The organism is Halobellus sp. LT62, from assembly GCF_037031285.1.
In the GTDB taxonomy this organism is placed as follows: Archaea; Halobacteriota; Halobacteria; order Halobacteriales; family Haloferacaceae; genus Haloquadratum; species Haloquadratum salinisoli.
This window is the reverse complement of the sequence record NZ_JAYEZO010000001.1, coordinates 1,787,767-1,812,228: the sequence shown is the minus strand read 5'-3', so window position 1 is coordinate 1,812,228 and position 24,462 is coordinate 1,787,767. Positions and strand designations below refer to the sequence as shown.

16 protein-coding genes and 2 pseudogenes are annotated in these 24,462 nt (G+C 64.7%); 9 read left to right on the top strand and 9 right to left on the bottom strand.

The features are described 5' to 3' along the window. Positions 1-258: 258 nt before the first annotated feature. Entirely contained in the window at positions 259-1,260 is a 1,002-nt protein-coding gene (locus U5919_RS08725) for a metal-dependent hydrolase (RefSeq protein ID WP_336023653.1), read from the top strand. Positions 1,261-1,453: 193 nt separating this feature from the next. On the opposite strand, the gene U5919_RS08720 is transcribed toward U5919_RS08725, so the two are convergent. From U5919_RS08720 to U5919_RS08710, 3 genes are all read right to left on the bottom strand, one after another. Then, positions 1,454-5,680 carry a right-handed parallel beta-helix repeat-containing protein gene (locus U5919_RS08720; RefSeq protein ID WP_336023651.1) on the bottom strand — a complete coding sequence of 1,409 codons (4,227 nt, stop codon included), beginning with the start codon at positions 5,678-5,680 and terminating at the stop codon, positions 1,454-1,456. 193 nt (positions 5,681-5,873) lie between these two features. Beyond that, the gene (locus U5919_RS08715) at positions 5,874-7,496 is read right to left on the bottom strand and encodes a phosphoenolpyruvate carboxykinase (ATP) (RefSeq protein ID WP_336023649.1); all 1,623 of its coding nucleotides are present in this window, start codon (positions 7,494-7,496) and stop codon (positions 5,874-5,876) included. A gap of 283 nt (positions 7,497-7,779) precedes the next feature. Further along, entirely contained in the window at positions 7,780-8,433 is a 654-nt protein-coding gene (locus U5919_RS08710) for a bifunctional 4-hydroxy-2-oxoglutarate aldolase/2-dehydro-3-deoxy-phosphogluconate aldolase (RefSeq protein ID WP_336023647.1), read from the bottom strand. Between the two features lie 141 nt (positions 8,434-8,574). Between U5919_RS08710 and U5919_RS08705 the strand changes: the two are divergent. Beyond that, positions 8,575-8,922: pseudogene (locus U5919_RS08705) on the top strand (beta-galactosidase); the annotation flags it as partial. Between the two features lie 113 nt (positions 8,923-9,035). Beyond that, positions 9,036-9,947, top strand: coding sequence for a VOC family protein (locus tag U5919_RS08700; RefSeq protein ID WP_336023645.1), 912 nt, complete (start codon positions 9,036-9,038; stop codon positions 9,945-9,947). Here U5919_RS08700 and U5919_RS08695 read toward each other — a convergent pair. The 5 genes and pseudogenes from U5919_RS08695 to U5919_RS08680 form a co-directional block, all read right to left on the bottom strand. Next, positions 9,941-11,575, bottom strand: a complete 1,635-nt coding sequence (locus tag U5919_RS08695; RefSeq protein ID WP_336023643.1) for a hydantoinase B/oxoprolinase family protein — start codon at positions 11,573-11,575, stop codon at positions 9,941-9,943. The two genes, U5919_RS08700 and U5919_RS08695, sit on opposite strands and share 7 nt — an antisense overlap. After that, positions 11,572-13,566, bottom strand: a complete 1,995-nt coding sequence (locus tag U5919_RS08690; RefSeq protein WP_336023641.1) for a hydantoinase/oxoprolinase family protein — start codon at positions 13,564-13,566, stop codon at positions 11,572-11,574. The genes U5919_RS08695 and U5919_RS08690 overlap by 4 nt, the downstream gene beginning before the upstream one ends. A 642-nt stretch (positions 13,567-14,208) precedes the next feature. Then, positions 14,209-14,733 carry an IclR family transcriptional regulator gene (locus U5919_RS08685; protein WP_336023639.1) on the bottom strand — a complete coding sequence of 175 codons (525 nt, stop codon included), beginning with the start codon at positions 14,731-14,733 and terminating at the stop codon, positions 14,209-14,211. 72 nt (positions 14,734-14,805) lie between these two features. Next, positions 14,806-14,976, bottom strand: a pseudogene (locus U5919_RS15815) (helix-turn-helix domain-containing protein); the annotation flags it as partial. A gap of 349 nt (positions 14,977-15,325) precedes the next feature. Next, entirely contained in the window at positions 15,326-16,360 is a 1,035-nt protein-coding gene (locus U5919_RS08680; RefSeq protein WP_336023636.1) for an alcohol dehydrogenase catalytic domain-containing protein, read from the bottom strand. Positions 16,361-16,677: 317 nt separating this feature from the next. On the opposite strand from U5919_RS08680, the gene U5919_RS08675 reads away from it, so the two are divergent. The 6 genes from U5919_RS08675 to U5919_RS08650 all read left to right on the top strand — a co-directional run bounded on the left by U5919_RS08675 (position 16,678) and on the right by U5919_RS08650 (position 23,523). After that, positions 16,678-18,120 (top strand): extracellular solute-binding protein, encoded by a 1,443-nt coding sequence (locus tag U5919_RS08675; RefSeq protein WP_336023634.1) that lies wholly within the window; start codon positions 16,678-16,680, stop codon positions 18,118-18,120. 27 nt (positions 18,121-18,147) lie between these two features. After that, positions 18,148-19,083, top strand: a complete 936-nt coding sequence (locus U5919_RS08670) for a carbohydrate ABC transporter permease (RefSeq protein WP_336023632.1) — start codon at positions 18,148-18,150, stop codon at positions 19,081-19,083. Beyond that, positions 19,083-19,958, top strand: a complete 876-nt coding sequence (locus tag U5919_RS08665; protein ID WP_336023630.1) for a carbohydrate ABC transporter permease — start codon at positions 19,083-19,085, stop codon at positions 19,956-19,958. Before U5919_RS08670 ends, U5919_RS08665 begins: the two co-directional genes overlap by 1 nt. An 85-nt stretch (positions 19,959-20,043) precedes the next feature. Continuing rightward, positions 20,044-21,192, top strand: coding sequence for an ABC transporter ATP-binding protein (locus U5919_RS08660; RefSeq protein WP_336023628.1), 1,149 nt, complete (start codon positions 20,044-20,046; stop codon positions 21,190-21,192). 198 nt (positions 21,193-21,390) lie between these two features. Next, positions 21,391-22,044 (top strand): class II aldolase/adducin family protein, encoded by a 654-nt coding sequence (locus U5919_RS08655; RefSeq protein WP_336023626.1) that lies wholly within the window; start codon positions 21,391-21,393, stop codon positions 22,042-22,044. A gap of 18 nt (positions 22,045-22,062) precedes the next feature. After that, positions 22,063-23,523 (top strand): rhamnulokinase, encoded by a 1,461-nt coding sequence (locus U5919_RS08650; RefSeq protein WP_336023624.1) that lies wholly within the window; start codon positions 22,063-22,065, stop codon positions 23,521-23,523. Positions 23,524-23,580: 57 nt separating this feature from the next. Here the strand turns inward: U5919_RS08650 and U5919_RS08645 are convergent, their stop codons facing one another. Continuing rightward, the gene (locus U5919_RS08645; RefSeq protein ID WP_336023622.1) at positions 23,581-24,354 is read right to left on the bottom strand and encodes an SDR family NAD(P)-dependent oxidoreductase; all 774 of its coding nucleotides are present in this window, start codon (positions 24,352-24,354) and stop codon (positions 23,581-23,583) included. Positions 24,355-24,462: the final 108 nt, after the last annotated feature.

Sequence of the window (24,462 nt, the reverse complement as noted above, 5' to 3'; positions counted from 1 at the left end):
ACATCTCGTCGTCGACACTTAGTCTGTTGGACGGCAATTTGGTCGAGATACTTCGGTTACCGGTGTGTGGACCGTCAGTCGCTTTGGTGGATACGTCGGTACGGCGTCTCTACAGTAGCGTTTGGAAGTCTTCACTCATCGATCGAATGCGGTCGTACGGTCGGGTGAGCAATCAGTTAACGCTACGATACCCGACCCCGTGCGCTCTGCTATCACGCAGACGAGACGCTTATATTCGACGCGTGCGGCTGTATACCCGTGTTCGTCGGCCACGCGCTGCTCGCGTTCGCCCTCGCGGTCCTGTTCGCAGAGTGGCGAGGCTGGCCGGCACGGAACGCGCTGTTTCTGGGCATCGTGACCGGGCTGTTCGCGGCGTTACCCGACATCGACGTCGTCTACGCGCTGGCCGCGATCGACGGCGGACGGTTCCTCGGCGGCGGCTCCGTCGACCCCGAGGTGTTCTGGAGCGCCGCCAACGCGGTCCATCGGTCGATGACGCACTCGCTTCTCGTCGCTGCGGTCGCCGGTCCCGCGGCCGGTCTCTGGGCTGTTCGGCACGCCCCGCCTCGGAGGAAATGGCTCGCTCGGACGGGGGCCGTGACGCTGCTGCTCGGTCTGGTCGCGGTCGCGACGGCCGTCAGCGGACCGCTGGGGACGCTCGTGATGGGCGCGTTCGTCGTGGGCGGTGCCGCGCTCGCCACGCTCGCGGCGCGTCGGACCCCGCTGTCTCCTCGCCAGATCGCGCTCGCCGCCACTGCGGGGCTCCTCACGCATCCGTGGGGCGATCTCGTGACTGGCGAGCCGCCGCGGCTGCTGTATCCGCTGCAGTTCACCGTGTTCGACGGCCGGGTCGCGTTACACCCCGATCCGACGATCCACCTCCTCGGCGCGTTCGCGCTCGAACTGGCGGTCGTCTGGCTCGCCGTGTTGGCCGTTGTGCGACTCACTGACCGTTCCGTTCGGCTCTTTTCGGATCGGACCGCTGCATTGGGCGCGACGTACGGGGCCGCGGCGATCGTTCTCGCGCCGCCGACGCTCGACGTGTCGTATCACTTCGTGTTCTCGATCCTCGCTGTCGGCTCCGTCTGCGGCGTCCTCGCGTGGTACCGATCGATGCCGCCGCTCTACGCGGTGATCGGCACCGACAGGTTCGACCCGCGAGCGTTCCGGCCCGATCTCGCGTTCGTCGCGATCGCGCTCGCCGGGACCACCGTCGCGCTCGTGGGGTACGCCGTCGTGTACGTCGCGCTAGTCGCCTAATCGATGTCGTCGATACTCTCGGCTCTCCCCGTTGGTTCCCGAAAAATGTCCGTCGGACGGCGGTCGACGTTCGCTCGTGTACCCCTACCCGCGCGCCCGTCGACGCGTTCGTCCGCGACCGTATCCAGATTATTATACGAATTCAGTAAAAGTCTTGTGTAAGTGAACGGTCGATGTACAAGTTCGTGGATATCTATCCAGATCCGCGTGAGGATCTGCCCGCTTTTTCGGCCGCTTCTTTCCCCCGAGTAGCCGGCGGTCCCCGTCCCCGACTCTCCGCTGTCGACGCTTCATCACTCGCTGACGGTTCTTCGGATTCTGTCGTTTCCTCGTCAGTCTGTTCTTCGGATTCTGTCGTTTCTTCGTCATTCGCTTCCGACGTTTCCTCCTCCGAACTGTCGTCTTCTTCCGTTTCTCTCTCCTCTGGCGTCGCTGTGGCGGTCGTCTGCGTCGGTGTCTCCGTCTCGTCGTCCGCTGCACTCGGGTCGCTCCGTTCGACCTCCACGGGAGGTCCGGTATCAGGGGACGGCGGTTCGGTAGTTGGCGGTTCGGTCGTCGACTGGGTCGCTGTCTGTGGTTCAGTTGTGGGTGTTTCGGTCGCTGTCGGAGGCTCCGTAGTTGGTGACGCCGTAGCTGGTGATGTCGTAGTCGGCGATTCCGTAGTCTGTGCTCCTGTCGTCGCTTGTTCGGTCGCTGTGGTTACCGCTGTCGTCTGCGGCTCGGCTGTGATCGATTCTGTTGTTCCCGACGCCTCCGTCGATCCGGGCTCCGCGGTCGATGGTGTCTCGGTTTCGGCCGCCGCCGTTGTGGTTTGTTGGGGAGTCGAAGCCGTCGTCGATTCGTCGGTCGGATCGGCCGTCGTCTCCCCATCCGTGGACGCCTCTATGGCCGCAGCCAGATCCGACTCGTCCTCGTCTGTGGGGGTTTCATCAGCTGATTCGGTCGGTTCGTCGATGGCTGTCGGGTTTTCAGCGGGTGGCTCCGTCGGCTCGTCGGTGGCCGTGGGTGTCTCGTCCGGTGGCTCTGTCGACGCGTCGGCGGTCGTCGGCGTCTCCGCGGACGTCGAGTTCGAGTCCTCGGTGCTGGGTGTCTCTGCTGTCGTCGCTGTGGGTTCGTCGGTGGCCATCGTGGGTTCGTTAGTGGTCGTGGCGGTTTCATCCGCGGTTGCCGTCGGTTCGTCAGTGACCGTGGCGGTTTCGTCAGCGGTCGTCGTCGGTTCGGTAGTGGTCGTCGCTTCCGTGTCCGCTCCCGACGTAGACGACCCGCTCTGAGCTACCTCGATGGGGGCGTAGGTGCCGTCCTCGGTGAGTTCGGCGGTGATTTCCCCGCCCGTGGCCTCGAACGTCTCCACTGGGTCCCACTCGCTCCCGTCGTAGCGCCACAGTTCGATCTGATCCCCGCTGACGCCGTCGTCGTACTGGAGGGTCACGGTTGCGCTCTCGACGTCGACGACCTCGACGCCGTCACCGACGGCCTGCGCGTCGGCGGGCAGCCCCGGAAGCGACTCCCGATCGACGGTCTCGATTGCGAGCGCCTCGTCGGTGAACTCGAACCCCGCGTTGTCGCCGATCGTCAACTCCGAGGCGGATAGGGCCGGTTGGGCGAAATCGACACGAGCGTCCAACTCCCTGCCGTCGTTATCGCGGACGACGACGTCTTCGAGTTCGCCGCCGTCGGCAGCTCGGATTCCCGCTCCGCCGTTCCGTTCGACAGTCGTGTCTCGAATGACGTTCGAGCGACCGCTGTCTCTGTCTATTTCGATCCCGTGATCTCCGTTGTCCGCGACGGTGGACTCGGAGATGGTGTTACGGAACACGTCCGTCCCCGTTCGGATTCCGTGGTCCGCATTGCCCGTCGCCGTCACCCGGACGAACTCACTGTCGCCGACGCTGTCCCATATCCACAGTCCTGACCGTCCGTTCTCGGCTGCGGTCACGTCCTCGAACCGCACGTCGTTCGTCTCCCAGAGCGTGATTCCGTTGTATCCGTTCCCGGTGGCGCTCGCGTCCTCGAGCACCGAGCCGGAGGCGTCCACGAAGAAGATTCCCCCCCACTCGTTTTCGCTCGACTCGACGTTCGAGAGCGTCGCAGCCACCGGATACGCATTATTGAAGTCTCCGATTTCGATGCCCGTCTCCCAGTTCGTGGCACTGACGTCGCGGATCGTGACGTTCTCGATGGTGGCCCTGCCCCGGGTAGCCACTTGGAGCCCGACGCTGTCGTTGACGCGCTCGCCGTCGATCGAGTGGCCGTCACCGGTCAGTTCGACGTCGCTCGAACTGATCAAGACACAGGTCCCCGACGTCCCGCTCTGAATGTCGGTCGTCAGCGCGTAAGCGCCCGGCTCGTCGATGACGGTACAGGAGTCGATCGCTCGGGCCCCATCGGTGGGCGTGTCTGTTTCCGAGTCGTCGTCTCTATCGTCCCTGTCGTCGCGGTCATCGCTCCGATCTCGATCTCTCCCGTCGCTGTTGTCTCTGTCGTCACGATCCCCACGATCCCCACGATCGTCTCTATCACCGCGATCGTCGCGGTCGCGACTGTCTCTGCCATCTCTGTCGTCGCGGCCGTCTCCGTCTCCGCTATCACGATCTCGCTCGTCACGGTCGCGGTCGTCGCTCCTGTCCCGACCGCGGTCGTCTCCGTCGTCCCGCTCGCCATCGCCGCCGCCCGATCCTCTGTCGTCTTTCGTCTCCTGACAGCTCCCGGCGACGAGATATACTGCACCGCCGTCGGGTGCTCCGCTGTCGGAGAACGGTGCTCCGACGAGGACGTCCGTCGCGCCGTCGCCCGTCGCGTCCGAGACGCTCGTGACCGCCCACCCGGCGCGATCGAACGCCGCTGCACCGTCGATTCGCACGTCGTCACCGTCCAGTTGCCGCTCGCCGTCGAGACCGCCGACGACGTAGGCGGATCCCGATTCGGTGGCCCCGTTGTTACTGAAGGGGGCTCCGACCACGAGATCGTCGTGGCGGGTACAGCGGAGTTGGGTGTCGCCGGCGACGCTCCAGCCCGCCCGGTCGCCCGCGGTCTCGCCCGTCACCGTCGCTTCGGCTCCCGAGAGCGACGTCCGCCGATCGCGCTCGTCGGCGTCGAGGCCGTCGAATTCACCGGATTCGATGACGTAGACCGCGCCGGCGTCGGTCGCGGCGGCGTCGCTGAACGGTGCGCCGATCGCGATGTCGGGACCTCGATTCCCGGCTGAGCTCCCCCTTTCTCTCTCCACAACCTGTCCCACGGGTTCGAGGGAGAACCCGGCGGCGTCACCCGCCGCGACGCCTTCGAGCGTTTGTCCGGTGTCGACTGAGACGACGCCGCTGTCGTCTGCACCGCCGCTCCCAGCGTCGGCAGCGGTCCCTCCGTCCGAGGTCGCCGAGAGTACGTAGACCGCGCCGGCGTCGACCCCGTTGCTGTCGTTGAACGGCGCACCGACGAGCACCTCTCGGTCGCCGTCCGCGGTGACGTCGGCTGCGGCGACCGACCAGCCCGCACGGTCGCCACCGCTGACGCCCGCGTAGGTGCTGTTCGCTCCCTCATCGAGACGATGTCTCCCCGGCGCGATTCGCTCGATCAGGTAGGCGGCACCCGATTCGCTCCCGTTCGGTGTCGCATAGGGTGCGCCGATCACCAGCGCGTCGGTCCCCGTTCCGCTTCGCGCTCCCGAGTCGGACGCGGTCCCCTCGCGTCGACGATCGTTCGAGACCGCGACGGCGTATCCGGCCCGGTCGCCGTCGCCGACGCCGTAGTAGGTGGCGTACGCCTCGCTCGATACGTCCATCTCCCCGCCGGACAGGTCCTCGCCGCGGACGACGTAGACGACGCCTTCCGTCGCGTTGTCGCTGTTGCTCCGGGCATCGAACGGCGCGCCGATCACGATGTCGGCGCGATCGTCCGCGGTCAGGTTCCCGATCGCGACCGACCAGCCGACGCCGTCGCCCCTGCCGCCGGTGAACGTGACGTCCGCGTCGTCGACGTCGATCGTTTCCCCCTCGATCGGGCCGTAAAACAAGTAGACTGTAGTCGGCTCCGAACGGACGGTCGCCGTCTCCGGATCGACGCCGTTCGTGGCGGCCGGGGCGGCGATGAGAAGGTCCTGATATCCGTCACCGTTGACGTCTCCGGTGGCGATGTCGTAGCCTGCAGTCCCGTTCGCCGTCACTCCCCGAACCGTCGCGTTGACTCCGTGGAAGTCAGCTCCTCCGTTCGCTACCGCGGCTCGGTCGGAGCCGCCCGTCTGATCGGCCCCGCCGGTCAGCGAACTCACGTTCTGCTCGTTCAGGTTCGGATCGGCGAGAATCGACTCGCCGGGTCCGTCGTCGACGACGAACTCGCTCACGGCGACGACCGCGCCCCCCAACACGACGAACGTCACGAGTACGAATACCAGTGGAAGGCCCTCCTGTAACACGCTGCGGTCCATACACCGACGCGTCTGCGGACCCGCTTTGTTATCCAACGACCGGAAAACCAAAACGAAAACTTACCGTAACCATCGGTACGTGAGTGGCAGTAATTGGCCGGCACGACTGGGCTCGTGTCCGTTCCGGACGGACGTACGGGCGGTCGTCACCGCAGTCGACGTATTCGTACGTTCTATCGAATGCGACCGCGATTCAGTACGCCGACCCGACGATCTCGTCGTCGAGATCGTCGAACTGCGAGAGGTACGCGCGGCGCTCCGCGCGGAGATCACCGTGGGCGTCCCCGAAGTCGTCGACGTGATCTTCGACCGCGAACTCGTCGATGTCGACGCCGGGGATCGTCGCGGGCACTGTCAGACCGATCGAATCGTCTTCGGTCCACTCGACGCTCCCGCGGGCGGTGCCCTCCAAGATCGCGACGGTCTCTTCGACGCCGACGTCGACGGGATTGTCGGTCCCGACGACGCCGGTGTTGATGACGAAGCAGTCGAGATCGAGGTCGTCGATCAGCTCGCGGAAGCGGTTCCCCTCCTCGCCTTTCGAGCCGACGATGAACGGGTTCGTGCCGACGACGCGAATCGATTCGCCGATGCGGGATGGGTCGCCGGCGCTCGTTTCGACGGACTCCCCGAGCATGAACGCCGCGGCCGCCTGCGTCTTCGTCAGCTTCGCGATCGGCGGCATCAGCGGGTTCCGCGTGATGAAGAACACCTGATCGACCCGCGGCAGATCGATCTCCTTGGCCGAGCTTTCGAGGTGATCGCGGCGGATCACCGCCCGCGCGTTCCGGCCGTATCGGGGTTCGTCGAAATGAACGGCCCCGTCGTCGTTGACAGGGCGGGACGCTGTCCCGCTTGCGGACGGCGGGCGTCGCTCACCGTCGACGGCGACGTTTTCGAGGACGGCCCCGGCGTCGGTGGCGGCGTCGTACAGTTCAGGCTGTTCGTCGGCGTCCAGTCCGAGCGTCTTGATGTAGAGGCCGCCGCCCTCGCTGCCCGCGACGGTCCCCGACGGCAGCAGCGCGCAGACGTCGTCTTGGAGCATCTCCGCGCCCTCGGGTTCGTCCAACCAGAGGCCGTGACTGGTCAGCGTCGACTTGCCCGTGCCGGACAGTCCCAAGAAGAGTTGGCCGACCTCACGGGGGCCGTCCTCATCGTCGAGCGTGACCCGCTTGCTCCCCGCGTGGAGTCCGAGGCCGCCCGCCTGCTTCGCGCGGTACATATACAGCCGGAGGAACGACTTCTTCGCCTCGCCGGTGTAGTCGCTGCCGAGGACGGCCGTGAGTCCTTCGTCCGGGAGGATGCGGATCGTCGGCTCGTCGGTGGCGTCCGGAAGCTGGACCGTGACGAAATCCGGCTCCACTGTGTGGGGCGGGTCGGCGATCCCATCGACCGGGTCGGAATGCGCCGAGCCGTCGGTTCCATCGACCGGATCGAGGAGCTTCGCCCACGCGAGCGCGATGCGACCGTACTTCTTCGGAAGAAACAGCCGGCACACGGCGGACACGCTCTCGTGACGCCCCACCCTTCGGTCGACGCAGAGCACGTCGTTTTCGGGGTCGTTCACCCACTCGAGCGCCGTCTCGAAGGTGTCGAAGTCGTCGTCACCGAAGGGTACGTCCACAGCGTTCGAGGTTCGGTCCGCACTTCTGGAGCGGTAGTCGCTCACGTACGACGGCGCGCCGAACGCGGTGGTCGTCTCCATCTCAGAGGAGTACCCGCGGAGTTCGGCATCTGACGGGTTGTACGTGATGTGGTCCGCTGTCGTCGGATCGGGGAAGTCCTCGACTGCCGGCCAGCGGGTCGCGTTTGCCATCTCGGTCGACTGTCGACGATTCCGACGGTTAAGCTTGCTGGAAAACTCCTCTTATTATCACAATCAATCTGGAAATTGATGGTTTCTCGATCGTTGAAACTGCCGATTTGACGTGCTGTGGTAGCAGTTACCGCAATTGGTATGCGATGATTAATCTATAGTGAAACTATCAATCTACGATACGTATTGCAGACGGCCGCGAGGGCCGCGTTGCACGGCGGCTCCCGACTACCGGCGGTTCACGTACCGGCGACACCGGTCGTCACCGATAGTGTGCCGTCGATCACTCCCGAGCGTCGTCGATCGCTCCGCGGAACGCCTCGGCCCGTTCGGTCAGCGCTTCGTAGTCCTCGTTGGCAACGGCCTCGCCGTCGACCAGCCCGCTCCCGACGCCGACAGCGTCGGCCCCGGCCCCGACGAAGGCCTCGACGTTGTCGAGCGAGACGCCGCCGGTCGGGACGAGCGGGAGCTGATCGAGCGGTCCCTTGATGCTCCGCAGGTGCCCGGGACCGAGCGTCGACGCGGGGAATATCTTCAGCACGTCCGCGCCCGCTTCGTACGCGTTCACGGCTTCTGTCGGGGTCATCACGCCCGGCGCGACGACGGCCCCGTAGCGGTTGCACGTCCGGACGACCTCCTCGTCGAAGTTCGGAGTGACGACGAACGACGCCCCGGCGCGGAGCGCCGCCCCGGCGGTGTCGCTATCGAGGACGGTCCCAGCGCCGACGAGCGCCTCGGAACGGTCGAACGTCTCTCGCAGGCGTGCGATCGTGTCGAGCGCACCGTCGGTGTCGGCTGTCACCTCGATCACGTCGACGCCGCCCGCGACGAGCGCGTCGGCGACATCGACCGTTTTTTCGGCGGGAACCCCGCGGAGGATGCCGACGATTCCAGTGTCGAAAAGCCGCTCCAGATCCGTGTGTCGATTCCGACTCATACGCTCTCTGTGTCGGGAATCGCAAATAAAGCCCCCGGCGAACGGATTCGAGACGCACAATGCAGTTCGCTATCAGTACACAACACTGGTACACAAGAATCCGTTCGCTAGTAGTGAACGCTCCGATCAGTCGGTCAGGTCGAGTTCGATTGCGAATGGCTCGATACGGCCGTCTCGCTGCTCGGCGAGGCCGGGATCGACGTGGTACTCTGCACCCCGACAGCGACGCCGCCGAAGTGGCTGATCGACGAGTACCCCGAGATCCTCCAGGTCGAACCCGACGGAACGCCCCGCGACTTCGGCAGTCGTCGTCACTACTGCTTCAACTCCGATGTGTACCGAGAGGAGACCGAGCGAATCGCCCGGGAGATGACCGAGCGGTACGCCGACGTCGACGCCGTCGTCGGCTGGCAGACCGACAACGAGTACGGCTGTCACGAGACCGTCCGCTGCTACTGCGAGGACTGCGCGAGCGCCTTCCGCGAGTGGTGTTCTATCGACAGGGCGTCGTCGTTCCCGACGTGCCACTCGGCATCGTCGGCTACCACCTCTCTTCCACCGAAACTGCTTCACGGGCCGGCATCGACTATCCATTCGAACGAATGACTGACGCCACCGCTCCGTCGCTGCCCGCCGGGACGCGGCTCGGCCGGACCGCACTCCGCGTAAACGACCTCGAATCGATGATCGACTTTTATCGAACTGTCGTCGGCCTCGCGGTCATCGAGCGGATCGACGACGGCGCGACGCTCGGCGTCGACGACGTGCCGCTTCTCGTCCTGCGAGAAGACGCCGACGCGCCGAAACGGGGTCGCGAACAGGCCGGACTGTTCCACAACGCGTTCCTCTTTCCCTCCCATGCCGCGCTGGGTGCCGCACTCGAACGCGTCCGAGAGCGCTGGACGCTCGACGGCGCGTCCGACCACCGGGTGAGCGAGGCGCTGTACCTCTCGGACCCGGAGGGAAACGGCGTCGAACTCTACCGCGACCGACCGCGCGCGGCGTGGCCGACCACGGCCGACGGCGGCGTCGAGATGCCGACGCTCCCGCTGGATCTCGACGATGTCGCCGCCGAGTCAGACGGCACGTCACCGGCCCCCGCGGGGACGACGCTCGGACACGTCCACCTCGAGGTGAGCTCGGTCCCGACCGCTCGCGAGTTCTACGTCCGGACGCTCGGGTTCGACGTGCAGATGGATGTCGGCTCCGCGCTGTTCGTCTCCGCGGGCGGCTACCACCACCACCTCGGACTCAACGCGTGGAACCGGCGCTCCGAACCCGCGGGCGGCCGCGGTCTCGACTGGTTCGAGGTCGTTCTTCCGAGCGCCGATGCCGTACACGCGGTTCGAAGCCGCCTCGAAAACACCGGCGTCGCCGTCGCCGAGCGCGACGTCGCTGACTGCGACGCGACTGACCGCGATGTCGACGTCGCTGACACCGACTCAGTCACCGGCATCGAATTCGTCGACCCGGACGGGATCGGGATCCGACTGCGGTCAGCGTCCGTCTACTGACGGGCGCTCACTCCCTGTCCACTTTTTCCGTCGCGCCGATCGCGTTCCCGAGCTGTCGGGTCGCGCTCGGCCGGGTCGCCGTGGCCGCCGCCGCCCGGCGTCAGGATCGAGACGGTCGTTCCCGATTCGACGTCGACGGACGCCTTCGAGGGGACCGGTTCGCCGTCGACGAGGTTCTCGCCGGTCGCGCCGTCGCCGCCGCCGTCGACCCCCGCGGGAGCGGTCCGGCGGCGCTCGGTGATCAGCGACACCGTCGCGTCGGTCTCGACGGTGACGGTCCGTTCGATCCCAAGTCCGCCGCGGAACCGCCCGTCGCCGCCGCTGTCGGGGCGGAGCCCGTACCGCTCGACGCGGAGCGGGTACGCGGTCTCCAGCGCCTCGACCGGCGTGTTGAGCGTGTTAGTCATCCCCACTTGGACGCCGTCCATCCCGTCTCTGTCCGAGCGGGCACCGAATCCGCCGCCGATGGTCTCGTAGTAGGTGAACTCCCCACGCCTGTCGCCGATGATGAGGTTGTTCATCGTACCCTGTCCGCCGGCGGGGATCTCCGCGGGAACCGCCTCCGCCAGCGCCGCCAGCGTGACGTCCATCACCCGCTGGCTGGTCTCGACGTTCCCGCCGACGACCGCCGCCGGGGGCGTGGGGTTGAGCACTGAACCCTCGGGTGCCGACACCGACACCGGCTCGTAGCAGCCGTGGTTCGGCGGTATCTCCGGGTTGGTAACCGCGCGAACGACGAAGTACACCGCGCTCTTGGCGACCGACAGCGGCGCGTTCAGGTTGCCCGCCACCTGCTCGGCAGTCCCGGCGAAGTCGACGTCGATTGTCGCGCCGTCGATCGTGACCGCCACCTCGATCGGGATGTCCTCGTCGGTCACGCCGTCGCCTTCGAGGACGTCGTGGGCGCGGTAGGTGCCGTTCGGGAGGTCGGTCAACTCGGCCTCGACGCGCTCGCGAGAGTAGTCGATGACGGCGTCGAACGCGTCGAGCAGTCGCGCGCCGTGTTCGTCCAGTAGTTCGCCGACGCGTTCCTCTGCCCGCGCGTTGGCCGCGCGCTGGGCACGGAGGTCGGCCTTCCGCTCGTCCGGCGTGCGGACGTTCGCGCGGATCAGTTCGTGCACCGCCTCGTTCGGCTCGCCGCCGTCGACGAGTCGGACCGCCGGCAGTCTGAGGCCTTCCTCATATATCTCCCGCGCTCCGGGTGGCATACTCCCGGGTGACCCGCCGCCGACGTCGGCGTGGTGCGCTCTCGACACGGCGAAGCCGATCACCTCGTCGTCGGGCGCGATGGGCGAGACGAGCGTGATGTCGGGGAGGTGCGTCCCGCCCGCAAAGGGGTCGTTGACGACGAAGACGTCCCCGGGCTTCGGCTCTTTCTCCAAGACGACCTCGACGGCGTCGGGCATCGCGCCGAGGTGGACCGGGATGTGCTCGGCCTGCGCGATCATCCGCCCCGACGCGTCGAAGAGCGCGGTCGAACAGTCCTGCCGCTCCTTGATGTTCGGCGAGTAGGCCCCGCGAATGAGCACGTGCCCCATCTCGGTGGCGACACTCTCCAGTTGGTTTCTGAGTATCTCCAGCGTTACCGGGTCGATCACCCCGTCGGACGTGCGAGATTCGTCGCTCATTCTCCGTTCACCTCCGCGATTAACGCGCCGTCGTCGCGCACCTGCAGGTCCCACGCGGGCGGGACGACGACGGTGCTCTCCTCTCCCTCGACGATCGCCGGGCCCTCGACGGTCCCCCCGGCGGCCAACTGCTCTCGCTCGTGGACCGGCGTCTCGTGGCTTCCGTCTGTAAACGTCGCCTCACGGGTTCCCTTCCGCGCGTCTCCACCGCCCGCGTATTCGATCTCCGGCGGGCTCCGGGAGACAGTCGCCGTCACGCGGCAGTTGACGAGGTGGATCGGTTCGTCCGTCTGATAGCCGTACGCGGCCTCGTGAGCGTCGGCGAAGCGTGTTCTCACCTCGTCGGCGTCGAACGGCGTATCGATCTCGACCGTGAGCTCGAAGCTCTGGCCGGCGTATCTGAGATCCGCCGAGTGCGTCACGGTCGCCCCGTCCCGGTCGCTGACCTCCGAGAGCAATCCCTCGGCCAGTTCCTCGTACACCCCGTCGACGTCGTCGGAACCGGCCTCGTCGAGGGGACGCTGGTACGTCCGGACCGCGTCTCGCTTCTCATCGGCTGCGAGGAGGCCGAAGGCGGACAACACGCCCGAGGCGCGCGGGACGAGCACCCGATCCATATCGAGGTCGTCCGCGATCGAGACGGCGTGCATCGGCCCCGCACCGCCGAACGCGACGAGCCCGAACGTCCGCGGGTCGATGCCGCGCTCGACGGTCACCGCGCGGATCGCCCGCGTCATATTCGCGTTCGCGACGCGATACACCCCGCGGGCGGCGTCGAGCGGGCCGTCCATTCCCGCCTCGTCGGCGAGACCGGTGAGGGCTTCGTAGGCGGCCGCGGCGTCGAGGGATAGCTCGCCGCCGAGGCTGGTGCGTTCCCCGATATAGCCCAAGACGAGGTTCGCGTCCGTGACGGTCGGTTCGGTGCCGCCGTTGCCGTAGCAGGCCGGTCCCGGATCCGCTCCGGCCGATTTCGGGCCGATTCGGAGCGCGCCGCCGGAGTCGACCCACGCGATCGACCCGCCGCCCGCGCCGACCGTCTCGATGTCGACCATCGGCGTCCGGATCGGCCGGCCGTTGATGACGCCCTCGGTCGTCCGCTCGGCCTCGCCATCGCGGATGAGGCTCACGTCGCTGGAGGTCCCGCCCATATCGAAGGTGACGAGGCCCTCACCCTCCTCGCCCGCCATCGCGCTCGCGCCCACGACGCCCGCGGCAGGTCCGGAGAGGACCGTCGAGACGGCGTTTTCTCTGACCGTGTCGGCGTCGGAAATGCCGCCGTTCGCCTGCATAATCTGCGGCCGTGGGATCCCGGCCTCGCTCGCGCGCTCGGTGAGGTGGCCGACGTACCGGTCGATCGCCGGGCGGACGTACGCGTCGACGACCGTCGTCGAGGTCCGCTCGTACTCGCGAAACTCCGCGAGCACTTCGTGAGACGCCGACACCGGTATTTCGAGTTCCCCTCGCAGCGTGCTCGCGACGCGCCTCTCGTTCTCCGGGTGGGCGTACGCGTGCAGCAGCGAAACGGCGACGGCCTCCGCGTCGGCGTCTCGGATCTCGTCGGCGATCGCCCGCACTTCCGCTTCGTCGACCGACTGTTCGATCCCGTCGACGGTCGCCCGCTCGGACACCTCGAAGCGGCGGCGGCGCGGAACGAGCGGGGTGCGCTTCTCGGCGTCGAGATCGTACAGCGACGGTCGGTCCTGTCGCCCGATTTCGAGGACGTCGCGGAAGCCAGCGGTGGTGACGAGCGCTGTCCTCGCGCCCGCGTCCTCCAAGAGCGCGTTGACGGAGACGGTCATCGCGTGGGAGAACCCCGTCAGCGTCTCGGGTTCGATCCCGGCCTCCTCACAGGCCTTCTCGATCCCGGCCAGCACGCCCTCGCTTTGGTCCTCGGTGCTCGGGACTTTCGCGGTCACGAGTTCGCCGTCGCACAACAGCGTGACGTCGGTGAACGTGCCGCCGACGTCGACGCCGATCGGTCTCCGGCCCATTCAGGACACCCTCGATACGGCTCCTGTCCCGCTCTCGACTGTGGTACGCACGGATCTGCTCGTCTTTCGGCTCCCGTCACCGCGAAGATCGTCGCTGGACAGCATATTCCGGCTACGCGACATAGTCGGTGTCGCTTCCGGACTGACTTATAATGAGTTGTCGGGGCAGGACCGCTAATCGAGCGTTCGGGGCCTTCGGTGTACGACCGATCTCTGCGGTTGTGACTCAGCTCGAACCATCCCCTCTGCCATAAACTTAGATATTCAGTATATGTCTAAGATTAAATATCAATCAGTTAAAGAACTAGTTGCATAAACGAGATGACCGAAAGAAAAATAACGCCAGTTAAAGCGAGTAATACATCAACGTGATGATGAATCAAAGATCTACAGTAGTACTTATCGTTGATAGTAGTAGAATAATATCTAAAAATTGATTAGTATTGTGATCCTACATAATGGTTCCACCGGCGTCACGAAACCGAACACGGCTGGGGAGCGATACGACCACATACAGTTGTGTTTGGGCAGGACGTAACCCCGACCGCCCGAGGCGAGAGAGACCACCGACCAAAGGATAACAGATGTACTTGTGTTATCCTCCTCGTCGGTTGAACGGTTCCGGAGGGCGACAGGGACGGTTCACGTGCTAGCGAGATCAACTTCTACCGATTTCGTCGTACTGAGCACCTGTCCGGTAATGTCCTCCTCTAGGTATCGACCGTTTAGCCGGCTGACAGGCCCGATCACCCCGAGCGCGGTCGATCGGTCGTCGTCTGCGAGTGAGATCGGCGCAGCGACGCCCACCACGCCCTCGTAGTGTTCACCTCTGCAGAACGCTATGCCGTCATCACGGATCCGCCTGATCTCGGCGAGGAGTTCGTCGCTGTCAGTGGTGGTCGCATCGGTGAACGAGGTCAACTCGGAGCTCGAAAGCACTGACTCGAGGTCCTCGTCTGACAGCAATGATAGGAGGCACTTCCCCGGTGCGTTAGCGTGTAGCGGCAACGCTTCGCCGAGTATGAACGGCGCAGTCCACTCGGCGTCGCCGTCGGCGATGTATATCGGAATCGCCGCCTCGTTCTCTCTGAGGAACAACGTGGCTGTCTCCCCCGTTGCGGCCGCTAAATTGTCCACGGCTTCCTTTGCTTTCCGATAGATCGGCACGTTTCTCCGAACCTCTTCTCCGAGTGAAAGCAGCCGTAACGACGGCTCGTATCGCGTTCCCCGCTTCGTTACGAGGGCGTGCGCTCGAAGCGTCGCGAGATGGTTGTGCGCGACGCTCTTGGCGACGTTTGCCTCTCGGGATACGGCCGTTACTCCTTTGGCGTCAGGCGATTCGATAAGTGTTCGTAGGATTCGCAGTGACGTCCCAGTCGCCTCGACAGCGTACTTCGGTGTGTCAGTCATTCCGACTTCGAATTACGGCCGATCGACAAAAGTGTGTTCATTAGAGCAGAACACTTGGCTCACAACACGGCCGCGACCGCCCACCATAATCTATCACGGTCGTTAACACTCTACTATTTCTCACTACGCTTCTAGGCGAAATATAATTATTCATCTCTGAAGAACATCGCGTGTCCAACTGCCTACACCGTGCGGTGCTGGGGGTGAGTATCGATCTATGACACCGAGAGATTGCCTGATACGACCGACGACACCGGCGTTTACGAACAGCGTTCGATGCGCGACTATCGTGGGGTTCAGGACGATGCCGTCGTTCGCTGGACTCGAACAGGTGAACCGACGGAACGGTTCATTCCGAACTCGGCACAACGACGTGTTTCAACCCCTCGGTGTTCTCCATCCGCTCAAACGTCTCGGGGAGGTCATCGAGTCCGACGTGGTCGGTGATCAGTGGGTCCGTCGCTATCCGATCGTGTTCGAGCAGCGTCACCGCCCGCTCGAAGTCTTCGGTTGTGAGCGAATACGATCCCCGATAGCCTACCTCGTCGAAGAACACGTCGAACGGACTGACGTCTATCCGCGCGTCTTCTTTGGGCACACCGAAGATGAGGGTCGAGCCGCCCTTCGCGGTCACAGCGTTCGCCTGCTCGATCGTCGGCACGAGACCGATCGCCTCCACGCCGACGTCGACGGGGCCGTTCGCGGCCCGTTTGATCGCCGAAACCGGATCCGAAACGGCGTCGGGATCGACGGTCGCGTCAGCGCCGAGATCGGCGGCGAGTGCCCGGCGATCGTCGTCGAGTTCGGAGACGACGATCGGAGCGGCACCGACGTTGCGGAACGCCTGTAGCAGGAGCAGTCCGATCGGGCCCGCGCCGATGATCGCGACGCCGTCTCCCGGCGCGCAGTCGACCTTTGAGACACCGTGAAGCCCACATGCCAACGGTTCCGCCAGCGAGGCTTGCGTGAACGACATCGTTCCGATGTCTTCGACGTTCGTGTGTGGGACACGTACGTACTCCGCGAACGCGCCGTCGAGGACGGTGTCGGCGGCACCACCGATACTCGTGTTGTTCTCACAGAGATGCGTCTCGCCGTGTTTACAGTACGAACAGGCGTTGCAAGGGACCGTCGGATTGATCGCCACCCGATCTCCGGAGTCGTATCTCTCGACTGCGCTCCCGACATCGACAACCGTCCCCGCGCTCTCGTGGCCCGGAACCATCGGCGTCTCGACGTCGAACGTCCCGTGGTACATGTGGTAGTCGGTCATACAGACCCCACACGCACCGATTCGAACCACTACCTCGTCGTCGGCCGGCGTCGGTCGCTCGCGCTCTTGCACGTCGATCGAACCGACGTCCGTCAATGCCGCCGCCCGCATCAGTCGCTCGACTCCGTATCGCAGCCTGTTACCGTCACGATTCTGATCGCATCTCGTGTCGAGTCTCGTCGTCTCATTGTGTTCCACTCGGTTGTGGTCGGTGCCATCGGTCATTTCGGGGCCGCCCCGCAGGCCTGTGGCTCCGACAGTTCCGCTACGTATGTGTATCGGCAACTCATATTAAAATGTTTCCACAAAACGGGTCTGGGGAGCGTTGGTTGTTCGGGCGAGCGCGTGCGAAGCGCCTATATAAGATATATTATTGATAGATAGATTTATTACTGATGGTTTATTCGTGAGGAATGAGGCTGACAACGATGACGAGCCAACGCAATCGAAAGAGGCGTAATTTTCTCAAAGCAGCGGGCGTGGGTCTACTCGGCGGGCTCGCCGGCTGCACGCGAGGCGGCGACAGCGGCGGTGGAACTGGGACGGGAGATAGCAACTCGGGAGACGGTGGAGGCGACTCCGGCGGGGATTCCGAGGAACTCGCAATCCCACTGAGCGAGTACGAGAACGCGGACATCGACTGGCGGCAGTTCGAGGGCTCGACGATCAACATCGGAGCCGTCGAGCACGCGTGGGTCGACGCCATCGAACCGGCGGTTCCCGTCTTCGAGGAGTTAACCGGTATCGAGGTCGTCTGGAACGTCCTCCCCGAGCAGGAGTTCCGGACGAAGCGGCTGACCGACGTGAGTACGGGAGCCGGCGAGTGGGACGTGTTCTTCCTCGATCAGGTCGTCAATCAGTTCCGCGAGTCGGGGTGGCTTCAGGCGCTCGACCCCTACTTCGAGGACGACAGTATGTACGACGAGGAGTGGTACGGGATGGACGACCTCTTCGAGGCCACGCGGTGGCAGGCCCACGGTGGCGGGTACAGCGACACGTGGACGGGAATGCCGATCACCGTCGAAGTCCAGACCCAGTTCTACCGATCGGACCTCTACGACGAGTACGATCTCGAAGTCGCCGAGACGCTAGAGGAGTTCCGCGCCAACGCCCAGACGATCCACGAGGAGGAAGACGACATCGTCGGGACCGTCGGTCGCGGCCAGCAGGGCTACGGAATGAACATCTACATCCTCAACACGTTCATCCGGCAGTTCGGTGCCGAGCTCTGGGACAGCTACCCGGGCGACTCCGGACTCGATTCGGAGGGGGCCATCGCCGCGGCGGAGTGGTACGTGAACCTCCTCCAAGACTACGGTCCGGAGGGTGCCTCCAGTCAGGTCTGGTCGGACGTCCTCTCGACGATGCAGTCCGGCGGTGCCGGACACATCGTCTCCGACGCGAACCTGTTTTGGCCCGGTCTTACCGACCCCGAGTCCTCGGACGTGGCCGACCAGATCGCGGTCGCCAAAGCGCCATCGCCGGCCGACGGTGAGTTCTCACCGAACGCGTTCGCGTGGCAGATCGCGACGTCACAGAACGCCGAGAACTCCGAGGAGGCGTTCCTGTTCATGATCTGGGCCTCCTCGGAGCCGACCAACACGTGGATGCACGTGGAGAACGGAGCCGGCTTCTCGGTGCGACAGTCCGTCTGGGAGAACGACGAGTACCGCGACCGCGTCGGCGGAAACTTCGCGGACGTGACGTTGGAGTCGCTACAGGAGGCCGCGCCGGATCCGTTCGACAGCCAGTACCCCGAGTGGGGACAGACCTACTCCGAGGAACTGCAGACAGCGATCGCCGGCTCTCAAAGCGCCGAGGAAGCGATGACCGACGCCGCGTCGGCAGCCGAAGACATCGTCAGCGAGTAAGACGACAGACAGCCTTCAAGACTCCAAATGAGTACACCGACTCAAACCGCATCGCAGGCCCCATCGGGACTGGCGAGGCTCCGGGAGCTGTGGAACGACTACCTCCCGTACTGGTTTATGACGCCGATGGTGCTCGTGATGCTACTGATCACCATCTTCCCCGGAGCGTACGACCTGTATCTGAGCCTCGTCAAGTATCAGCTCACCGACCCGAACACGGTGGGCCAGTTCAACGGGCTTGCGAACTACGAACGGGTGTTCACCAGCGGCGGGGCGATCAACTCCTTCGTGATCACGATCACGTTCGTCGCCGGCGCGTTGGCGTTAGAGACGGGCATCGGGTTCGTCCTCGCCGCGCTCGTGACCGGTGTCAAGTCCGATCGGATGCAGACGTTCTACCGAATCATCTTCATCATCCCGATGGCGGTCGCGCCGGTTTCGCTCGCGACTATCGGACGGATTATGCTGAACACCGAGATCGGGATCATCCCGTATATGATCCAGCAGTTCACGCCGTTCGTCGCTCCGAACTTCCTCAGTGACGTACCGTTGCTGACGGTGATTCTGGTGGACACGTGGAACTGGACCCCGTTTATGTTCATCATCTTCTACGCGGGGATGTCCTCGGTCCCCAAGACGCTGCTCGAAGCATCGCGCGTCGACGGCGCGCCCCTTTGGCGTCGCTACGTCCACGTCATCATTCCGTATATGAAGCCGGTGCTGTTCGTCGCCATCCTGATTCGGCTGATCGACCTGTTCCGAACGTTCGGACTGGTGTTCAGCCTCACGAGCGGCGGCCCCGGGACGGCGACGGAGTTGGTGAGCATCAACATCTTCCAGACCGGGTTCACGTTCGTCGACCTCGGCGGGGCGGCCGCGATCGCCATCGTCTACCTCGTCGGCATCATCGCGCTGTGTAACATCCTGATCATCAAGGTCGGCTTCGAGGGGGTGTGGGACTGATGGCGACCGTCGACGACCCGCGACAGCCCGACAGCCGACTGTCGAAGACGAACCGGGAGCGACTCGTCGCTGTCGGCCGCCACGCCGCGCTGTTGGTCTGGTCGTTCGTGGTCCTCTTCCCGTTCTACTGGATCGTCTCGATGTCGCTAAAGCCACCGAGGGACGCCATCTCGCTGCCGCCGGACTGGATCTTCCTGCCGACGGTGTACAACTACATCCAGTTGCTCCAGCAGTCGAGCTTCGTCAACGCGTTCTTCAACAGCGTGTTTATGGTCAGCGCCTCCGTGATCCTCGTCCTGCTGATCGGGGTCCCGGCGGCGTACGTGCTCTCGCGGTACGATATTCCGAAACAGCGGGACGTCCTCGTGTGGATCCTCTCCTCGCGGATGCTCCCGCCCGTCGCCGTCATCATCCCGTTCTTCGTGATCTTCAGGGCGCTGAACCTCTACGACACGCGGATCGGGATGATCTTTATGTACATCACGATCAACATCTCGTTGGTCGTGTGGGTGATGAAGGCCTTCTTCGACGGCATCCCGGAGACGCTCGAGGAGGCCGCACGCGTCGACGGTGCGACGCAGTTTCAGGCGTTCCGAAAGGTGATCCTGCCGGCGGCCAAGCCCGGCATCTTCTCGGTCGCGATCATCAGCTTCATCTTCGCGTGGATCGAACTGCTGTTCTCGTTGGTGCTGACGAACAACAACGCGGTGACGGTGACGATGCAGGTGTACCAGTTCATCGGTGTGCGCCAGATCGAATGGGGGATGCTCGCCGCGGCGACTACCGCGACGATCATCCCTGTCGTTCTGTTCGTCATCGCGGTCAACAGGTATCTCGCTGCCGGACTCAGCTTCGGCGTGGTGATCAAAGAATGAACGCGCTACACACACGACCGGCCGAACCGTCTCCGAACCACCTCCCCGTAGCCGCGGGGATCGACCGATCTCTCGGAGGGGACCGATGGCAAAGATAGACCTCGACGACGTCACGAAGCGGTTCGGGTCCGGCGATGACGAGATCGTCGCCGTCGACGACGTCTCGCTCCGGATCGATGACGGCGAGTTCGTCGTGTTCGTCGGCCCCTCCGGCAGCGGCAAGTCGACGCTCCTGCGCATCGTTGCGGGACTCGAAAAACAGAGCGAGGGTGACGTCGTCATCGGCGACACGGTCGTTAACGAACTCGGCCCGCGGGCACGCGACCTCGCGATGGTGTTCCAGAACTACGCGCTGTACCCCAATATGACCGTCGAGGAGAATATGGCGTTCGGTCTCAAGATGTCGACGGATATGGCCGACGACGAGATCGAGACCCGCGTCCGCGAGACGGCCGAGAAGATGGGAATAGGTCGGCTGCTTGACAACACTCCCGGCGAGATGTCCGGCGGTCAGCAGCAGCGGGTGGCGCTCGGACGGGCGATCGTCCGTAACCCGGACGTCTTCCTGATGGACGAGCCCCTCTCGAACCTCGACGCGAAGCTTCGAACCGAGATGCGAACCGAGATCAACCGCCTCCAGAACGAACTCGGCGTGACGACGCTGTACGTCACGCACGATCAGACCGAGGCGATGACGATGGGCGACCGGCTCGTCGTCCTCAACCACGGTGAACTCCAGCAGGTTGGCACGCCGCTTGAGTGCTTCTACCGGCCGGCAAACCGGTTCGTCGCCGGGTTCCTCGGGTCGCCGTCGATGAACTTCTTCGAGGGCCAGATCGAGGGCGGGACGCTTCGCCTCGACGGGTTCGATTTCGATCTCACCCAAGAGATGCAGTCGGCGGCCGGGAGCCAGAGCGAGCTCGTGTTGGGCGTTCGTCCGGAGGACGCGCAGATCCACGAGACGGCCAGATCCAGCCACGAGCTGGAGGCCACAGTCGACGTGGTCGAGCCGATGGGTAGCATCTCGTACGTCTACCTCCGTGCGACGGATCAGGACGCCGACCGGACGTTCATCGTCGAGGTCGACGGACAGCGAGCGATCAGCGAGGGTGAGTCGGTGTACGTCGAGGTTCCCGACGAGGACGTTCACCTGTTTGACGGTGAAGATGGTGAGACCGTCCATCAGCGCAAACTCGGCGATGATGCCGAAGTTGCGCTCGAAGGCCAAATGTAAGCGACCGGAGCTGTTCTTCGTGAAGGGCTGGAGCCCTTCACGAATCGCTGCAACACTTTACGAACCGTTTCCCGCCTTCGAAAACCGAAGACGACCTGCGCGTTCGGCGTGTGTCCGTCTTCACCGACGCGACGTTGCCGTCTAGGCATCGAACCACCGCGTTATTTACCATCCCGCGACAACTCACATCACGTACGAATGTCAGAGACAGAAATCCCTCATTACGAGACGCGTAGCGCCATCTGCGAGTACGGCCGAAGCCTGCTGGAGGACGACCTGACGACCGGTACCGGCGGCAACCTCAGCGCTCGGCTCGACGAGAACCACATCGCGATCAGTCCGTCGGGCATTCCGTACGCGGACATCGACCCGTCCGACGTCCCGATTGTCGACACCGACGGCAACGTCGTCGAGGGCGATGTCGACCCGTCGACGGAGGTCCCGATGCACCTCGCGGTCTACCGCGAGCGCCCCGACGTCGGCGGCGTGGTCCACACGCACTCGCCGTACGCGACGACATTCGCCTCCCTCGGCGAGTCGATTCCGGCGTCGCATTACCTCCTCGCGTTCACCGGAACGGAGGTCCCGGCCTCGGAGTATGCAACGCACGCGACGGCCGAACTGGGCGAGGCCGCGGTCGACGCCCTCGGCGACTCCTACAACGCGACGCTGCTCCGCAACCACGGCGTGTTGACCGCGGACGACTCTCTCGAAGACGCCTACACCGTGGCGCTGATGGTCGAGTACTGCGCCCGCATCCACTACCAGGCTCGCGCTATCGGTGACCCGGAGGTCCTCCCGGACGACGAGATCGGCCGCCTGAGCGAGAAACTCGACAGTTACGGGCAGTGAGTGTCGGGAGCTGAGCCGATGAACCACGTTGCCATCGATCTCGGTGCCAGCGGCGGAACGGTGTATCTGGGCTCCGTCACCCCTTCGACGTTCGAGGTTAGCGAAGTACATCGGTTCGACAACGGGCCGATCGAACGCGACGGGCGGTACGTCTGGGACGTCGAGGCGCTCGTCGACGAGATCGCGGCCGGACTGGCGGCCGCCGCCGACCGCGCCGATCGGGTGGACACCGTCGGCATCGACACGTGGGGGCTGGACTTCGGTCTCCTCGCGGACGGCGAACTCGTCCGCGCGCCGACGTCGTACCGCGACCCCGAGGTGACTGCCACACGCGAGGACCTGTTCGATTCGGTCGGAAAGCGACGGCTGTTCGAGGCCACCGGCCTCACGAACTGGAACACGCCGAACACGCTGTGGCAGCTCCACACGATCGCCGCCCGTGAACCGGAACTGCTCGAACGCGCCGACAGGCTGCTCTTGATGCCGCAGCTGCTGTCGTTCCTGCTGGGCGGTCGACCCGCGGGCGAGGTGACGATCGCCTCGACGACCCAGATGGTCGACGCCGGCCGTCGGGACTGGGCGACGGACCTCCTCGACGAACTGGGGCTGCCGACCGGCCTCCTCCCGCGACTCGCCGAGCCCGGAGAACGGCTCGGTCGGGTCGACGAGCGGTTCGCGCCCGATCCGTCAGCCCCGCTCGAACTGCTCACGCCCGCGAGTCACGACACGGCGGCGGCCGTCGCCGGGCTCCCGCTCTCCGACGACGCCGCGTTCTTGAACACGGGTTCGTGGTTCATCTTGGGCGTCGAACGGGACGAACCGGTCCTCACTGACGCGGCGTTCGAGCACGCGTTCTCGAACGAACTCGGTGCCGACGACACCGTCAGATTCCTGAAGAACGTCAACGGCTTCTTCCTGTTCGAGGAGTGTCGCACGGCGTGGCGGGCTGCCGGCGAGTCGGTGGATTATGACCACCTCCTGTCCGCGGCCGAGCGAGTGGACACGGGGACGGCGCTGGTCGATCCTGACGCTTCTTGCTTCTCCATCGATGAGCCGATGCCCGAACAGATCCGATCGTACTGCCGTCGGACAGAACAGCCGGTCCCGACCACACCGGGAGCGGTCACTCGCTGTCTGTTGGACAGCCTCGTGACCAAGACGGCGCTCGCGTTCGAGCGGTTGACTGCAGCGGTCGAGGGATCGCCCGAGCGGATCGTCCTCGGCGGCGGCGGCGTCCGCAACGAGCTGTTCTGTCGGCTTCTCGCGGACGCGACGGGACGACCGGTGACCACCGGTCCGGTGGAGGCGACGGCCGTCGGAAACGTCCTGACACAGGCTGTCGCCGTCGGCACGCTTCCGGACGTCGAAGCGGGCCGTCGACTCATCGGGGAATCGTTCGCGCTCGAAACGTACGAGCCGTCGTCGTCGGAGGCGTGGGAGGACGCGAAAGAACGAATGCGGACGCTCCCGGCGGAGTAGCGTCGCAAGAGAAATTAGCAACCGTTCTCGGTGACCGTCCTATCGGTCTCAGTCGGGCTATCGGGACGTGTACCCGCCGTCGATCAGCACCGTCGACCCGGTCATATACGAGGAGGCGTCGGACGCGAGATACAGTACTAGTTCGCGCAGCTCTTCGGGTCGGCCGAGGCGACCCATCGGCGTGTTTTCGAGCCACGTATCCTCCATCTCGGGGCTCTCTTCGAGCGTCTCGTCGACGAGCTCAGTCCGCATATATCCCGGCGCGATGGCGTTCACGCGGACGCCGCGGTCGGCCCACTCGACGGCCAGCGACTCCGTGAGCATCGATACGCCGGCCTTCGTCGAGTTGTAGCTGGCCTGCTTCTGCGGGACGTTGGCGTCGAACCCGGACATCGAGGAGATGTTGACGATCCGTCCTTCCTCTCGGTCCAACATCTGCCGACCGACGTGTTTCGCACAGAGGAAGACCCCATCGAGGTTGACGGCGACGACCCGCCGCCAGGAATCGAAACTCGTCTCCTCCGCGGGCGAGTTCTCGACGATGCCGGCGTTATTGACGAGGACGTCGATCGGCCCCAATCGGTCGGTGACCGCTTCGACCATCGTTTCGACCGACGCTTCGTCGGTGACGTCGACCGGCACGCCGATGACGTCCGTCTCGCCGTCGAGCTCCGCCGCCGTGCGTTCGGCCTTCTCAGCGTTCACGTCGGCGATCGCCACGTCCGCGCCCATTTCGGCGAGTGCCGCCGCCATCTGCTTGCCGAGTCCCTGTGCCGCACCGGTGACGATAGCTACCTCTCCGTCGAGGGAAAACCGTTCGAGTGCGCTCATACTACGTGCGTATTCGCGGGTCCACGGTAATTAAAACTATGCGACGCCGCGACGCATCGATTTCTCTATCGAGTCGCAAGAGCCCGCCCATTCAAGTGGATGCTCGGA